Source organism: Frankia nepalensis (assembly GCF_016786325.1).
Lineage (GTDB): Bacteria > Actinomycetota > Actinomycetes > Frankiales > Frankiaceae > Pseudofrankia > Pseudofrankia nepalensis.
In genome coordinates, this window is the sequence record NZ_JADWYU010000378.1 from 1 (window position 1) to 14,935 (window position 14,935).

A 14,935-nucleotide genomic window follows, 5' to 3' on the forward strand; every position below is an offset into this window, starting at 1 on the left:
CGGTGACGCCCGCGCGCAGCCCGGCCGTCACCGCGTCGACCACCTCGGCCTGACGGTCCACCAGATAGAAGTGCCCGCCGGGGAAGACCCGCAGGTCGAACGCGCCGGTGGTGTGGTCCTTCCAGCCGGCCGCCTCCACCGGGGTGGCCGCCCGGTCGGCGTCGCCGACGAGCGCGGTGACCGGCGTGCTGATGGTCGCGCCCGGCTCGGCCTGGTAGGTCTCGATCGCCCGGTAGTCGGCCCGGGTCGGCGGCAGGATGATCGAGCGCAGCTCCGGGTCGGCGAGCACCCGCGGGTCGGTGCCACCCAGCGACGTGATCTCCGCGACCAGCGCCGCGTCGTCACCGCGGTGCACCGACCCTGTCGGGCGCGCCGACGGGGCCCGGCGGCCGGAGGCGAACAGCAGGAACGGAACCGGCCCGCCGCGCGCCTCCAGCCGGCGGATCACCTCGAACGCGACCACCGCGCCCATGCTGTGCCCGAAGAACGCGGTCGGGCGGTCCGGCAGCGGGTGCAGCACCGCGGCGATCTGGTCCGCGAGCGCGCCGATCGAGGTGACCGGCGGCTCGGCCCGGCGGTCCTGTCGACCGGGATACTGCACCCCGCCGACCTCCGCGACGCCCGCCAGCGCCCGCGCGAACGGCACGTAGAAGCTCGCCGCGCCGCCCGCGTGCGGGAAACAGACAAGGCGTGAGCCGCCGCCCGGGCCGAGCTGAAACCGCCTGATCCAACGGCTCGGGTCACCCGTCATCCGCCCGCCACCACCCTCATGCGCGTTCGCGAATCCGCTCGAAACAACACGAGGAGAATGCTATGGGCATACCCGGGATCAGCCGGCCCTTTCACGTGGCCCTCGACCGGCCCACCGGGTGATGTTTACCGCACGCCGATTTAAGAACGGCTTTGGAAAGGACTGATATCCGCGCCGGCCCCGGCCGCCGAGTCGCGTGGCGGCGCCTTCCCCGGGCAGTGTCGGTCCGGCCGGCCGGACGGCATCAAGATCCGGACCAGGCCGCGGTCACGCTCCCCGAGTCCGATCATCCTCCAGCCCTCGACGCCAGCCATCTCATCTTTTCTACCGGTAGTGTGCAGAATGCTTTGGGCTCGGCCGCCGTGGCAGCGGACCCGGCGCGGGCCGTGGGCACCGCGCGACAGTGGAAGGTGAGCAGACGTGGACCTGGGACTCGCGGGACGGCGGGCGATCGTGACCGGAGGAAGCCGCGGCATCGGACGAGCCATCGCGGCCGCGCTGCTCGCCGAGGGCGTCCAGGTGGTGATCGCGGCGCGTGGCGAGGATCAGCTGAAGGTGGCCACGGCCCAGCTCTCGGTCGACGGAGGTGTCGTCGTTCCGGTCGTCACCGACACCGGCAGCGACGAGTCCGTCCAGAACCTCGTCGCGCGCACGGTCAGCGAGCTCGGCGGGGTCGACATCCTGGTGAACAACGCCGCCCGCGTCGGTGGACCGGGCGGTCCTGGCGGCGTCCGGGCCGTCACCACCGAGGACGCCGCCGCCGACTTCAACGTCAAGGTGCTCGGCTACCTCCGCGCAGCGCAGGAGGTCATCCCGCACCTCGTGGCGCAGAAGTGGGGCCGAATCATCAACGTCGGCGGCCTCGCGGCCCGCCAGGTCGGCCTCGTCGGCGGCTCGATCCGCAACGCGGGCATCGTCGCGCTGACCAAGACCCTCGCCGACGAGCTCGGCCCGCACGGCATCACCGTCAACGCCGTCCACCCGGGCGCCACCAGGACCGACCAGCACGACGGCACGCTCTCGCTGACCGACGAGCAGTACGCCGCCCTGGGTGGCCGCGTCGCCATCGGCCGGGTGGTCACGGCCGACGAGGTCGCCGCCGTCGTCGCTTTTCTCGCCTCCCCCGTCGCCGCGGCCGTCACCGGCGAGTCGATCGCCGCCGGCGGCGGCACCCCGGGCCCGATCCACTACTGACGGCCTGTCCACGGAACATCGGCGGCACGGAACATCGGCGGCACCGACCGGATTGAACGCGATGTGACCGTGTCTTCGAATGTCGCCGAGTCCTCGCCCGCCGCCGGGGCCGCGTCGCCGTTGAGCAGCGCGCGCCTGCTGGACGGGACCGACGCGACGCCGCTGTTCACAGGGTTCTCACTGTCCGGCGTCGAGCTTGCCAACCGGTTCGTGATGGCGCCGATGACCCGGCAGTTCTCCCCAAACGGGGTCCCGGGCGCGGACGTCGCCGGTTACTACGCGCGGCGGGCCGCGCACGTCGGCCTGGTCGTGACCGAGGGCACGTATGTGGATCATCCGGCGGCCGGGTCCAGCGATCGGGTTCCGCGGTTCCACGGCGAAGACGCGCTGGCGGGTTGGCGCCGGGTCGTCGACGCCGTGCACGCGGTAGGCGGACGGATCGTCCCGCAGCTGTGGCATCTCGGTGCCCATCGCGTGGCGGGTGCTCCGCCGCGTCCCGAGGCGGCGGTGTTCTCGCCGTCCGGTCTCCGCGCCGACGGAACGGTGATCGGCGACGAGCCGAGCACCAAGGAGATCGACGCGGTGGTCGCCTCCTTCGCTCGCGCGGCGGCCGACGCCCGCCGAGTCGGGTTCGACGGCGTCGAGCTGCACGGGGCGCATGGCTATCTGCTGGATCAGTTCTTCTGGCCGCGGACCAACCGCCGCGCCGACGGCTATGGCGGAAGCCCGGCCAACCGGGCCCGGCTCGCGGCCGAGGTGGTCGCCGCCGTCCGTGACGCGGTGGGACCGGACTTCCCCGTCGTCTACCGGTTCTCCCAGTGGAAGGGCGGCCACTACGACGCCCGGATCGCCGAGACCCCGGATCAGCTCGAGGCGCTGCTGACTCCCCTTGTGGACGCCGGCGCCACCGCGCTGCATGTCTCCACCCGCCGTTACTGGCTGCCGGCGTTCGAAGGCTCCCCGCGCACCCTCGCCGGCTGGGCGAAGAACCTCACCGGCCTGCCCACCATCGCGATCGGATCGATCGGTGTGCCGACGGCCTTCCTTGGCGACAACGAGAGCGCGGCGGCGACGCTGAGCCTGGCGCCGCTGATGGAGCTGTTCGACCGCGGCGAGTTCGACCTGGTCGCCCTCGGCCGCGCCCTGCTCTCCGAACCCGCCTGGCCCACCAAGCTGCGCGACCGCGACCTGTCCGGGATCCGCGCCTACGACAAGGCCGACGGGACCCGCCTGACCTGACGGCCAGCGGCGGCGCCGCCCGGCGCGACGTGGCGGCGCAGTGCCGGCGCGACGGTCTCGCCGAGGCGGTGCAGTGACTCGCGCACCGCGTCCTCGGGCAGGCCGCCCCAGTCGATCAGCGCGTGGACGCGGTCGAAGCGCACCGCCTCGTACAGCGCGGCGAGCTTCTCGGCGACCTGCTCGGGGGTTCCGATCATCAGGTGCTGCCCGGGTCGTAGCCCGAGGGCGAACTGCTCGCGTTCGACGACGAAGCCGGGTGCGCCTGGGCGCTTCGGGCGCAGGAAGTCGCGGTAGTAGGGGTAGAGCGACATCGGGTCCCGCGCTCGCGACGTGCCGAAGTAGTGCAGCGCGACGCCGAGGCGCAGGTTGTCGGAATGCCCTGCCCGGGCGCCGGCCTCCCGGTAGACGTCGGCGAGCTGGCGCAGCCCCGCCGGGGTACCGCCGATGTAGCCCAGGATCATCGGCAGGCCGAGCCGCCCCGCCCTGGCCGCGCTGGCCGGGGTTCCGCCGACACCGAGCCACACCGGCAGGGGCTCCTGGATGGCCCTGGGCATGACGACCGCGTCGCGCAGGGGCGGGCGGTAGCGGCCCCGCCAGGTAACGACGGGCTCCGCGCGAATCTTCAGCAGGAGGTCCAGCTTCTCCCGGAACGCCTCGTCGTAGTCCGCGATGTCGACCCCGAACAGCGCGAACGGCTCGGGGTAGGCGCTGCGACCGACGATGATCTCCGCCCGTCCCCCGCTGACGAGATCCAGGGTGGCGAAGTCCTGGTAGACCCGGACGGGGTCGAGAGCGCCGAGCGTCGTGACGGAGCTGGTCAGCCGCAGCCGGGAGGTGCGGGCCGCGATGGCGGACAGGACCGCCGCCGGCGACGAGACGACGAAGTCCGCGTTGTGGTGTTCGCCCAGCCCGAAGTGGTCCAGCCCGAGCTCGTCGGCCAGGACCGCGAGCGACACGATCTGTTCGACGCGTTGGTGGGGGGTGCGGCGCGCGCCGTCCGCCGTGACGGGTTGCAGGTCGGACAGCGACGTGACGCCGATGTCGAGGTCCCGGCTCACGCGCCACCCGCCGCGCGCGGCGCCCGCCGCATTGCCTCCGGTTCCGGCATGCCCACCGGTTCCCGTGTCGTCTCAGGAACCCGGCCTTGACCCATGTCGATCTCGCTGACGGCACGCATCCGCGTCCTCCTCTTCGAAGCTATGAGGAAGATAGCCAGCTATGAACTTCATAGTCAATACAAGATCACTAGCTGCTACACGACGGTAAGGTGTCAGCGACATGGCTGCGACAGGCGAGCAGGACGAGACGCGGGCCGCCGCCAGCGGTCCCGACTTCCACACGGCCATCGAACTGATCGGCCGGCGCTGGACGGGGGTGATCCTGGCGGAGCTGCTCGCCGGCCCGATGCGGTTCAGCGAGCTGCGCGAGCGCATCCCGAGGATCACCGACGCGATGCTTTCCCAACGCCTCAAGGAGCTCGAGCAGGCCGAGGTGGTCGAGCGGGCCGTGACCGTGGCCAGGCCGGTCGAGGTCCGGTACGCCCTCACCGCCATCGGCCGCCGCCTCGAACCCGTGCTTGACGCGGTCCGCGCGTGGAGCGTCGACTGGGCAGCGCATCAGGCCGCCAAGTCCACACGTTGACAGGCGCGGTGCCGGACGCCTCGAGCGCGGCCGCGGCGCGCGCCCTACCTCCGCCTACTTCTGGCGGCCGGTGTCCCGCGGGATCACGGCCACGAGTCGGGAAGCAGCGGGACGCCGTCTCGGCTGCTGGCCCGTGGCGGCACCGCCCCGGGCCTCGGCTCGCTCGCCGAAGGCGGCCTGGCTGGCGAGGTCTCCCCGCGCCGCGCCGGGTTCGAAACGGAGGGCACGGTCATACGCCTCGCGAGCGTCGAGGAACTGCTCCCAGTGCTTCTCGACCCAGGCGCAGGCGACCGCCATCGGCTCCAGCATGCCGCGGCCCAGCGCGGTCAGCTCGTACTCGACGTGGGCGGTGGCCCGGGCGTCGAGAACGGTCCGGGTGATCAGGCCGTCCCGTTCGAGCGAACGCAGCGACTGGGTGAGGACCTTGGGCGTGACCCGGCGCAGCGGCACGCGCAGCTCGGAGAACCGACGCGGCCCGTCCTCGAGGCAGCGGAGGACGAGCGCCGCCCACTTGTCGCCGAAGCGGATCGGGCTGAGCGAGGACGGGCACAACTCGTCGAACATGTCGGCGCGCAGGGGCTCCCTCACAGCCTCACGATAGCCAGCCAGCCGGTATCCCCGTGGTAACCGCCTTCCCCCATAGCGTCCGCGCATCGACCGGTGCGTGGGCACCGGCTCCGGGAGAGGGGTTGCCGTGAACATCGTGGTGTTCGGCGCGGGCGGACGGGCGGGGCGGCAGGTACTCGCCGAGGCACGTCGCCGCGGCCACGAGGTGACCGCCGTGGTGCGCGACCCCGCCCGCCATGGCGACCTGCCGTCCGACGTCCAGGTGGTCGCGGGTGACGTGATGGACGCGGTGAGTGTCGAGCGCGCGGCGGCCGGGCAGGACGCGGTGATCAGCGCGGCGGCCGACCTGTCCACACCGGCGCACGATTTCTTCACCGCCTCGTCCCGCGCCCTGATCACCGGGCTCGGCAAGGCTGGCGTGCGCCGTCTGGTGGTCGTCGGCCTCTCCTCGGTCCTGCCGGGGGCATCCGGCGCTCCGTTGATGGACGAGCCCGGCTATCCGAACGAGTACCGTTCCTTCTCCCTCGGCCACGCGGCGGGCCTCGACGTGCTGCGCACCTGCGAGCTCGACTGGGCCTACGTCGCTCCCGCCGGGGACTTCGACCACGACGGGGCGCGCACCGGCCAGTACAAGGTCGCCGAACACGGCGACCCGGCCAGCCGGATCGGGTACGCGGACTTCGCGATCGCGCTGCTCGACGAGATCGAACAGCCGCGCCACCACCGCGCCACCGTCAGCGTCCAGTAGGCGTCGTCCAGCGAGACGGGCGCTCGCCAGGAACGGGCAACACACCGGGCCGCCTTCTCGCCGATCTGTCCTCGTGCCGCGGCTGCCAACGTTGGCCTGCTACACATGATCGCCGATAGTGCCCTCCGGAGGTCGTGAACAGGGCCAGATCACGACCCCCGGAGGGCAGAAACGGCGATCATGTCCGGCGCCGGGACAGGGCGAGCCGTGGCGGAACCGGCACTGTGGACAGGCCGAGGGCTCGATCAAGGAGAAAGCGACACCGATAGCTCCAGGTCCTCGACCCCGGGCCTTGAGGATTTTTAGCCGTCATCCGGATGGCTGATGCCGCGCAGGATGATGGCCACCCGTTCCTGAAGCGTCTGGCTCAACCAGGACGCGGAGCGGTCTCCCGCCCCCCAGCGGATGATCGCTTCCATTGTCACGGCGGTCAGCATCGCGGCGACCTCTTCCACGTCGATCCGCGCGCTCAGCTCGCCGCGTTCCTTGCCGTAACGGATGAGGGCGTCGAAGGCGACGCTCAGCCGAGGGTTCGCCAGGGTGCCGTCGTCCGCCCGTCCCGTGAAGCCAAGGGAGCCCGCCCGCAACGCGGCCCCTTTGGGCGCGCGAACAACGCGCCGAGCCATCGAGGCCATCACCTGCTCGCTCAACGGGCGCAGCGGGACGCCTTTCCCGGTGCTTTCCTCCACCTGGTCGATCATCGCCTGGATCGTCGCCGAGCTCATCTCGAGGAGGATCGCCTCTTTGTTGGCGAAATGGAAATAGAAGGTTCCCCTGCTGACCCCGGCGGCCTGAGCGATATCGGTCACGGTGCTCGCCTCGTACGCCTCATTGAAGTCGCCTTGGCCCCAGAGGCGAAGGGCGGCGCGAATGAGCGCCAGCCGGCTCTCCCGCGACCTCGTGTTGACAAGTGTCGCCCGTTGGCGGTGCGGGCTGGGCGTTCGGCCGGGTTCCACCAGGGAAATCATACGCAGCGCGGACCGCGACCGTCCCGATCTTGCCCGGCGGGTCGGGCGACCGGCGGGGCGGCGTCACGCGGCCCCGTCCGGCCGCTTCGGTCACGCGGACAGGGGGCCGTGCTAGCCTCCATTTGAACACTGGTCAAATGGAGCGCGGAGGTCTGATCATGCGGCGACAGGACGAACTGGACCTGACCGGCAAGGTCGTGATCATCACGGGGGCCAGTCGGGGGGTCGGCCGGCAGGCGGCCCAGGCGTTCGCCCGCCGCGGCGCGAACCTGGTCCTGGCCGCGCGGACGGTCGAGCCGGACAGGAGCCTGCCCGGCACCCTGAACGAGACGCTGAGGGACCTGGAGAACCTGGGAGCCAGCGCGATCGCCGTGCAGACCGATCTCGCCGACGAGGCGGACCTGGGACGCCTGGTCGACGCCGCCGTCGAGCGGTTCGGCGGCGTCGACGTGCTCGTCAACAACGCGGCGGCCACCGCCGGCGAGATCTGGTCCAAGCGATTCCTGGAGCTGACGCGCGACGACTGGCTGTACCAGTTCGCGGTCAACGTCCACGCGCCCTTCACGCTCATGCAGTTAGTGACGCCGATCATGGAAAGCCGCGGCGGCGGGCGCATCCTCAACCTGAGCACCGGCAGCGGCGAGGTCTTCCGCCAGCCCGAGGAGCTCCCCAAGCTCGAGAACATCGGCGAGTTCAGCCTCGCCGTGCCCGGCTACTACTCCAGCAAGCGAGCGCTCGACCGGCTCGGCAACGTCCTCGCCCCCGAGCTCGCGCGCCGGCGCATCGCCGTGATCGGCCTGCACCCCGGCCTGGTGGCCACCGAGCTCGTCGCCATCCGCGTCCGCGAAGCCGGCCTCGACGACAGCGTCGCCGTCCCGATGGCCGTCCCCGCCCGCATGCTGACCTACTTCGCCTCGTGCGCCGACCCCATGGAGTACACCGGCCGCCTGTTCTGGGCCGAACGTGAACTCGCGGAGCTCGGGCTCGACCTGGGCGACCGGCCCGCGGTCACCACCTGAACCGGTGTCCGCCTGTGGTGGACCGACCTGGATTCGTCGGCCGCCACACGAGGTCAGGGCGGGGTCGAGGTCAGGGCGGGGTCGCGCGGCCGTGGCGTGGCCCGGCCGGCGGCGCCTCGACCTCGGCTGACCCCACCAGCCGCAACTTGCGCTGCGCACGCTCGTAGAACGTCGTCCGGCCGAGGCGGACGACGTGGGCCGCGGCTGGCCGCGCACGCATGACGACGCTGGCACCGGGCTCGACGTAGCCGGAAACCCGGCCGTCGACCTCGACCGCGAGCCGACCGCTCGCCGGCAGGACGTCCAGAGCCAGGGCGTCGTGCACCGACAGCACGAGCCCGCGGTTGAACGCCGAGTGCGGAGCCGCCGGGGTGACGAGAAGCGCCTCGACCGAGGGGCTGACGATCGGCCCCCCGGCGGAGAAGCTGTACGCGGTCGACCCGGTCGGCGTGGCGACGACCACCGCGTCGGCGCCGTAGCTGACGAACGGCCGGTCACCGACCCGCAGCGAGATCGCGGCCCTGCCGTGGCCGGGTACCCGCACGACCGCGATGTCGTTGAACGCGCTGACCGTCTCGCCGTGCACGTCGGCGTCGACCGCGAGCCGGGGTTCGACCGTGTACCGCCGCTGGTCGATCGCCCCCAGGGCGTCGGGCAGGTCGGGAACGTCGACCTCGGCCAGGAAGCCCAGCTTGCCGAGGTTGACGCCGAGCACGGGCGCCTGCCCGCCGTCGGCCAGCCGCATCGCCCGCAGCATCGTGCCGTCACCACCCAGGCTCACGATCAGGTCGCTGCGACGGCCCAGCTCCTGCGCGGGCACCGGCTGGGCCGCGCACCGCAGCCGCCCGATCTCATCGCCGATGCCAAGCACCTGGGCACCACGGGCATTGGCCCAGTCGAGGATGGCGGTCACGGCCTCGGCCGAGTCGCGAAGCGGGTGCAGCACGATTCCTACCGTCTGCATCCGTGAGGCTCCGCTCCGGTGTCGATCCCGCCAGTCATGACCGCGCTTCCGGATCGGCGCCGCAGCCGGCCCTGGTCGTTATGCCCTGCTCCAGGGTTCGACTGACGGTCGCGGCGACGTCGAACTTCGCGAGGGCACCCAGCTCGACCTGCTCGAAGGCGGTGTAGGACACCGCCCACAGGACCTGTTGCAGCCACTCGGCGGAGAGCTGGTCGTCGAACACACCCTCGGCCTGCCCGCGACGGATGAGGTCGATCACCGGGTCGCGCGGTGTCGGCGGGTCGGGATCCGCGGTGGGGACGACGTCGCGCATCAGGGCCTGGTCACCGAAGACGAACATGATCGCCTCGCTGACCGAGGCCAGGGCCGCGACCACGCGCCGCATGGCCTCCAGCGGGTGGCCCCTGTCGGGTTCCGCCTCGGCGATGGCACGCCCGACGGCTTCCAGGGCGTGCTCGACGGCGGCTCGCAGCAGCCCGTCACGCTCGGGGAAGTAGCGGTGCAGGGTCGTGCGGCCGACCTGGGCGGCCTCGGCGATCTGCGGCAACGTCGCCGTCCGGTCGCGCACCCAGACGCCCACCGCGGCGGTCACGATGGCCCGTTCCGTCCGGCTCCTGGCGCTGGATGTCGGCTTCGCATCCACCCCCCGACGGTATCAGCAACTCCCGTAGAGGAGTCACCACGCTCACATGTGGATGTTTACAGTTCCATTTTGGATGCTTACAGTCCAGATCATGAGTGCGGAGCAGATGATCCGAGCTGAGAGCCTGCGGCGAACCTTCAAGGCGGGCAGGAAGACGATCGAGGCGGTACGCGACGTCAGCTTCGACGTCGCCGCCGGTGAGCTGGTGGCGCTGCTCGGGCCGAACGGCGCCGGCAAGTCCACCACACTGCGGATGCTGACCACGCTGCTGCCGCCCACGGCGGGCAGCGTTCACATCGCGGGGTTCGAGGCGGCACGCGAACCCCGGCGGGTCCGGGAGGCGATCGGCTACGTGGGCCAGAAGAACTCCTCCGGAGAGAACCACCGCATCCGCGACGAACTCGTCACCCAGGGCCGCTGCTACGGCCTCAGAGCCCGCGATGCGCGGCGGCGGGCCGACGAGGTGCTGGAGAGCCTGGGCATCAGCGGCCTGGCCGCCCGCACCCCTGGCACCCTCTCGGGCGGTCAGCGGCGACGCGTGGACATCGCGCTCGGCCTGGTCCACAGCCCCAGGGTGTTGTTCCTCGACGAGCCCTCCGCCGGCCTCGATCCCCGTAGCCGCGCCGGCCTGTGGGAACAGATTCAGCTGCTCCGACGCGAGTACGGCATCACGATCCTGCTGACCACCCACTACCTCGACGAGGCCGACCAGATGGCCGAGCGGATCGTCATCGTCGACCGCGGCGAGGTCATCGCCAACGGCACCGCGGACGCGCTCAAAGCGGACCTGGCCGGAGACTGGATGCGGGTCACCACCTCCGATGCCGGCGCCGCCCGCGCCGCGGCCGGCCTCGCCGGCCGGATGACCGGCATATCCGAGATCGCCATCGACGGGTCGACGGTGCACGCGCGGATCGCCGCAGCGGACGCCGCCCTGCCCGGCTATCTGCGGCTACTCGACCAGGACTCGATCACGGTCACCCGCGCCGGCGTACGCCGCCCGTCCCTCGACGACGTCTTCATCAACCTCACCGGACGCAGGCTCGAAGAATCCGGCGACGCCCACGAGACCACCGCCGACCAGCCGATCGGGGCCACGCATGCCTGACCGCCTCCGCGACACCGCCACGATCTTCTTCCGCGAAATCACCCCGGAGCTTCGTTCCCCGGTCAGCATGTTCTTCACCATGGGACAGCCACTGCTGTTCCTCGTCCTGTTCGGCTCCATGCTCGTCGGGGCCGACGCGAACCTCGGCGCCGGAACCGGCGACGTCTGGCAATGGTTCGTCCCCGGCATCCTCGTCATGATGTGCCTCATGGGACCGCTGTCGGCCGGTCACAGCATGCTCAGCGAGCTCAACGGCGGACAGCTGGAACGCCTCCTCGTCACGCCCATCAGTCGCACCTCGATCATCTTCGGGCGCACCGGCAAGGACACCGTCACCCTGTTCGTCCAGGCGATTCTCATCACCGCGGTCGCGGTCCCCCTGGGCATGGAACTCCACCTGCCCGGCGCCCTGGCCACCATGGGGCTGCTGATCGTCATGGCCGTCGGGCTCAGCGCGCTGTCCTACGTGCTGGCCATCGCCTCGCGCCCCAGCGGCAACCTGTTCTGGATCGTCACCCAGATGCTGATCTTTCCGATCATGCTGCTCTCCGGGATCCTCTTGCCCATCGACGCCGGACCCGGTTGGCTCGGCACGATCGCCGCGATCAACCCCATCACCTACGTCGTCGACGCGGCCCGCGCTCTCTTCACCGGCAACCTCCTCGAGGCCACCGTGCTCCACGGTCTCCTCGCCGCCACGGCGATCGCCGTCATCGGGCTCACCCTGTCGACCCGCGCGATGAAACGCGGCATCTGACCCGACGCGACCGCGGGCCCGCTGGGCCAACCACCTCGCACAGCGGTACACCGAGGCCAAACTAGCGACAACGTTGGCCGTCCTTCGAGAACTCGACAACCAGCCCGCAACCTTCATCGGGCCTTCCTGATCCTGACCTGCTCGATCATCTGCCAACTGAAACTCCACAGATCACTTCGAAACGAGATCCAGGTCCGCGCTACCACGGTCTACTTGCCGGTCGGACCTCTACGTCCGGGCCACGGGGGTATTTTGTCCGACCTTGATGCGCCAGTGCCCGTCATTCCTGACGAGGACGACGGTGAACACCGCCTCTAGCGGATCATCTTCATGATCAACGATGGTGCCGTCCGGAGCGAGTGAGCGTTGCCGGGCGTGGACCACGGCCACGTCCGCGGCCAGGAAGATCGTGCTGAGCATGACGTATCGCACCCGCACGTGCTCAAGAGGGCCGCCGGGTCCGAACACGAGCTCCTGGGCTCGGTAGAGGTCGCTTTTGCCCCTCACGAGCTGTCCCCCGAAATTGACGAAGACTGGTTCTGGGGCGAACAGATCATTCATCATCCGCGCGTCGTTCCCGTTGAACGCACGTTCGTATGCGTCGATCAGAGCCGATGGATCGTCCGCCACGCTGGCATCCTGCCGAAAATCTGACATTGCCCCAGCGAAGAACCTCACGTGCGGTTGAGGTCAACCCTCAGGCGGGATCCGCCAGCGCCAGTGTCGATCACGGGTGGCGGCACGGCCGCGCCGCACGAGACTCCGTACTGCTCGGCGAGCTCCGATCCGGTGCTCGCGCGTGTTCTCGCGGACGTATGGCCACACGAGGAGGCCCTAGGCGCGATCACGGGCGCCTGAGGCCGCGACCGGGGCGGGCGGTGAGAACGGCGTGGACCGCCACGATCGGTACCGCCCCGGAGACACATGCCAAGACGCGTCAAGCGTGAAGGCCAACGGAGTGAGCGTCCGGAATCTACCGCGACCTCAGCGGCAACCCGCCTGGTCCCATCTACCGCGATCCGAGACACAGGGGAATGCGTCCCATGGCCCGAGCGCTACCGACAGGCACCGCGGTCTGCGAAGGTCACTCGAACAGATGCCGGTTCGCGCGACTCCAGCGGATCCGTTCCGCCGCGGCATCGAGAACTCCGCTCTCCCGCCACGCGACCTGCGGCTGTCGCCCCTGCGCCGCGAGCAGGCGGGCCCGCTGCCAGACCGCCCTCTGCTGCGCGACGACCTCATCGACCAGGCCGACGGTCGAACTGAGGCCGTATGCCTCGGCGAACACCTCCAATCTGCGTCGCCGGTCCGGCGGTGCCGAATATCCCAGCCACCGCAGGCATGTGCCGTCGTCGCGAAACGGCGCGACGTACTCCAGCGCGTAGGCGACATCGTGGATCGGGCGCGCCGGCCAGGCGTAGTCCCAGTCCAGGATCCCCACAGGCCGGTAGCCGCGCCACACCAGATTCCACGGCCCGAAGTCACCGTGGCAGACCAATTCGCCCGTGTTGACAGCGCCCGTGCGGGCCGCCCACCCCGCCTCGGCAACCGGACTAAACCCACGCACCGCCTCGTGGTAGCCGCGCAGGAGGCGGGCCATCGCCACCAGGCCTTCATTCTCGGCGACCTTGGCCCAGGCCCTACCACCGGACTCCCCACCGATGTAGCTGAGAACCTCCCGGCCCTCGTCATCGATGCCGAGCAGCCGAGGAGCATACAGAAAGCCGATCTCCCTGAGGTACCGCAGGAGTTCGTGGACACTCGCGGACCATGGATGCACGGGACGCCGGACAGTGTCACCAATGCGGACCACCCGGCGATGCGGATCGTCCTGGAGCACCTGGTAGTCCACCATGCCCAGCGACGCTACCGGGCGACTCCGACGACGCAACGCCATTTTCCACACCAGACAACCGGCCAGCGCCTACAGAGGCCGCCGCTTCGCGGGGTGTCGTCGATACGACGTCCTGTCAATCATCGGCCTCTTGAAGACGTCGTCCGCTCAGCGCGTGCCCTGAATCTTGCGAGGTTTTAACTCTCCGCGTTGGCCCGGTCTCAAACTGTCCAGCGTCGGACTGGCTTGCCGCGGATCAGGACGCGGTAGCCGGCGTCTTCCCACTGCCAGGCCACCCACTCGGCCCACGCGCGGTCGGCACCCGTGAAGGAGACGAAGAAGTCCCACCGCTCCGCTCGCGGTACCGCCCCAAGCCCCCCACAGCCTGATCTTCCCACCGACACCCCTAAACGGCGTGCACCGGCCGGCGCCACCTCTGCCGTCACCGTCGACGCCGCGTCTCGTGGCGCTCCTTTACACGACCCGCGACGCTGGTGGGCAGTCGCGGGCGCCGCCTAATCCGTGTCGTTCTCCGCTTCTCGGCCATCCCGTCCGGGATGGCCGACCGGCCAGTGGTGGTTACCTGCCAGGTAACCTTGCCTCCGGGCCACGACAAGCCTGTCAGGACGTGACGTGGATATCAACGACGCGTCCTTCGGGGTCGCGCAGAATGTGGTCTCCTGGCTCGAGAAAGATACCCATCTCGCCCTGGCTTGCGGTGAGGCCCAGGCGGATCCTGCCGGTCTCACCTCGACTGCCCGCGGGATACAGTTCGAGAACCGCACCCCCGCTCAAGGTGGCGGCATAATGTTCCAGGCCGGAACCATGACGCTCCCGCTCGAATGCGAGTCCCAGGCTTCGGTAGAAGTCGCGACAGGCGGACAGGTCAGAACAGTAGAGAACGATAAGAGTGATCTGCGCAGCCACCATTCGCCCATGATATTTCCTCTACGAGGTCCCGCCGCCCAAACCTGTGGGATATCAGGACTCCGCCCCCGGCGGCGGGACCGGACTCGTCGTCCCGCGGCGGCGTCGACGAACTGGCGGTCAGGACGCCGACGGGCTGCCGGAGCAGGGCGACCGCGGCCACGATCCCGCCCGAGCCCAGGGCGAACGCCTACGCACAACGGTTCGTCCACGCGATCCGAACAGACGTCACCACCCGGGAGCCGATCTTCGGTGACCGACACCCACGAGCCGACCTGGCCGAGTATGCGAGCCACGGCAGCGGACGACGACCCACCGCGGCCACGATCCTCGGCCACCGCGCCCGGCCACCCGGTCGCCGACCCGAGCAAGGAACTGATCAAGTGCCGACCAGTCCACGGCGACCTGATCAACGAACTCGAACGAGCCGTATAGAAGCCCAGCTCGACGCCGGTGGCCGAGTTCTGGAATCCCACAGGCGAATCGCGGTTGTCGGCCAGCGTCGGAACGCCAGATGTGGCCGAGGTTGGCCAGCATCGTTGAGGGCCTGCTGCCGTGCCGCTTCGGGAGAGGGG

At 70.3% G+C, this 14,935-nt stretch carries 17 protein-coding genes and 1 pseudogene; 8 read left to right on the plus strand and 10 right to left on the minus strand.

What is annotated here, in order from left to right:
* The coding region (locus tag I6A81_RS41755; protein WP_203010528.1) for a thioesterase II family protein at window positions 1-751 on the minus strand (751 nt) is incomplete at its 3' end.
* 420 nt (window positions 752-1,171) lie between these two features.
* Here I6A81_RS41755 and I6A81_RS41760 point away from each other — a divergent pair.
* Complete coding sequence (locus tag I6A81_RS41760; RefSeq protein ID WP_203006537.1) at window positions 1,172-1,945, plus strand: SDR family NAD(P)-dependent oxidoreductase; 774 nt, start codon at window positions 1,172-1,174, stop codon at window positions 1,943-1,945.
* Window positions 1,946-2,008: 63 nt separating this feature from the next.
* On the plus strand, window positions 2,009-3,184 hold the full coding sequence (locus I6A81_RS41765) for an NADH:flavin oxidoreductase (RefSeq protein WP_203006538.1): 1,176 nt from the start codon (window positions 2,009-2,011) through the stop codon (window positions 3,182-3,184).
* Here the strand turns inward: I6A81_RS41765 and I6A81_RS41770 are convergent.
* Window positions 3,151-4,242 (minus strand): LLM class flavin-dependent oxidoreductase, encoded by a 1,092-nt coding sequence (locus I6A81_RS41770; protein WP_203006539.1) that lies wholly within the window; start codon window positions 4,240-4,242, stop codon window positions 3,151-3,153. The genes I6A81_RS41765 and I6A81_RS41770 overlap by 34 nt on opposite strands.
* Before the next feature lie 220 nt (window positions 4,243-4,462).
* Between I6A81_RS41770 and I6A81_RS41775 the strand changes: the two genes are divergently transcribed.
* A complete protein-coding gene (locus tag I6A81_RS41775) occupies window positions 4,463-4,825 on the plus strand; it encodes a winged helix-turn-helix transcriptional regulator (RefSeq protein WP_203006540.1) in 363 nt (120 codons plus the stop codon).
* A 216-nt stretch (window positions 4,826-5,041) separates the two neighbouring features.
* Here I6A81_RS41775 and I6A81_RS41780 read toward each other — a convergent pair.
* Window positions 5,042-5,413, minus strand: a pseudogene (locus I6A81_RS41780) (winged helix-turn-helix transcriptional regulator); the annotation flags it as partial.
* A gap of 106 nt (window positions 5,414-5,519) precedes the next feature.
* Here I6A81_RS41780 and I6A81_RS41785 point away from each other — a divergent pair.
* Window positions 5,520-6,140 (plus strand): NAD(P)-dependent oxidoreductase, encoded by a 621-nt coding sequence (locus I6A81_RS41785; protein ID WP_203006541.1) that lies wholly within the window; start codon window positions 5,520-5,522, stop codon window positions 6,138-6,140.
* Between the two features lie 302 nt (window positions 6,141-6,442).
* Here I6A81_RS41785 and I6A81_RS41790 read toward each other — a convergent pair whose 3' ends face one another.
* Window positions 6,443-7,108 carry a TetR/AcrR family transcriptional regulator gene (locus I6A81_RS41790; protein WP_203006542.1) on the minus strand — a complete coding sequence of 222 codons (666 nt, stop codon included), beginning with the start codon at window positions 7,106-7,108 and terminating at the stop codon, window positions 6,443-6,445.
* A gap of 158 nt (window positions 7,109-7,266) precedes the next feature.
* Between I6A81_RS41790 and I6A81_RS41795 the strand changes: the two genes are divergently transcribed.
* Window positions 7,267-8,127, plus strand: a complete 861-nt coding sequence (locus I6A81_RS41795) for an SDR family NAD(P)-dependent oxidoreductase (RefSeq protein ID WP_203006543.1) — start codon at window positions 7,267-7,269, stop codon at window positions 8,125-8,127.
* A 70-nt stretch (window positions 8,128-8,197) separates the two neighbouring features.
* Here the strand turns inward: I6A81_RS41795 and I6A81_RS41800 are convergent, their stop codons facing one another.
* A complete protein-coding gene (locus I6A81_RS41800) occupies window positions 8,198-9,091 on the minus strand; it encodes an NAD(+)/NADH kinase (RefSeq protein ID WP_203006544.1) in 894 nt (297 codons plus the stop codon).
* Window positions 9,092-9,125: 34 nt separating this feature from the next.
* Window positions 9,126-9,683 carry a TetR/AcrR family transcriptional regulator gene (locus tag I6A81_RS41805; RefSeq protein WP_203010529.1) on the minus strand — a complete coding sequence of 186 codons (558 nt, stop codon included), beginning with the start codon at window positions 9,681-9,683 and terminating at the stop codon, window positions 9,126-9,128.
* Between the two features lie 142 nt (window positions 9,684-9,825).
* Here I6A81_RS41805 and I6A81_RS41810 point away from each other — a divergent pair, with 142 nt between their 5' ends.
* Together I6A81_RS41810 and I6A81_RS41815 are read left to right on the plus strand one after the other, a co-directional pair.
* The gene (locus I6A81_RS41810) at window positions 9,826-10,842 is read left to right on the plus strand and encodes an ATP-binding cassette domain-containing protein (protein WP_238430619.1); all 1,017 of its coding nucleotides are present in this window, start codon (window positions 9,826-9,828) and stop codon (window positions 10,840-10,842) included.
* Window positions 10,835-11,599 carry an ABC transporter permease gene (locus I6A81_RS41815; protein ID WP_203006546.1) on the plus strand — a complete coding sequence of 255 codons (765 nt, stop codon included), beginning with the start codon at window positions 10,835-10,837 and terminating at the stop codon, window positions 11,597-11,599. The genes I6A81_RS41810 and I6A81_RS41815 overlap by 8 nt, the downstream gene beginning before the upstream one ends.
* Before the next feature lie 228 nt (window positions 11,600-11,827).
* Here the strand turns inward: I6A81_RS41815 and I6A81_RS41820 are convergent, their stop codons facing one another.
* From I6A81_RS41820 to I6A81_RS41830, 4 genes are all read right to left on the minus strand, one after another.
* The gene (locus I6A81_RS41820; RefSeq protein ID WP_307875252.1) at window positions 11,828-12,229 is read right to left on the minus strand and encodes an SgcJ/EcaC family oxidoreductase; all 402 of its coding nucleotides are present in this window, start codon (window positions 12,227-12,229) and stop codon (window positions 11,828-11,830) included.
* A 454-nt stretch (window positions 12,230-12,683) separates the two neighbouring features.
* On the minus strand, window positions 12,684-13,496 hold the full coding sequence (locus I6A81_RS41825; protein ID WP_238430626.1) for an aminoglycoside phosphotransferase family protein: 813 nt from the start codon (window positions 13,494-13,496) through the stop codon (window positions 12,684-12,686).
* A 158-nt stretch (window positions 13,497-13,654) separates the two neighbouring features.
* The gene (locus I6A81_RS46050) at window positions 13,655-13,879 is read right to left on the minus strand and encodes a toll/interleukin-1 receptor domain-containing protein (protein WP_323132742.1); all 225 of its coding nucleotides are present in this window, start codon (window positions 13,877-13,879) and stop codon (window positions 13,655-13,657) included.
* Window positions 13,880-14,054: 175 nt separating this feature from the next.
* Window positions 14,055-14,363, minus strand: a complete 309-nt coding sequence (locus I6A81_RS41830; protein WP_203006549.1) for a VOC family protein — start codon at window positions 14,361-14,363, stop codon at window positions 14,055-14,057.
* A gap of 249 nt (window positions 14,364-14,612) precedes the next feature.
* Here I6A81_RS41830 and I6A81_RS41835 point away from each other — a divergent pair, with 249 nt between their 5' ends.
* Window positions 14,613-14,795, plus strand: a complete 183-nt coding sequence (locus I6A81_RS41835) for a hypothetical protein (protein WP_238430620.1) — start codon at window positions 14,613-14,615, stop codon at window positions 14,793-14,795.
* Window positions 14,796-14,935: the final 140 nt, after the last annotated feature.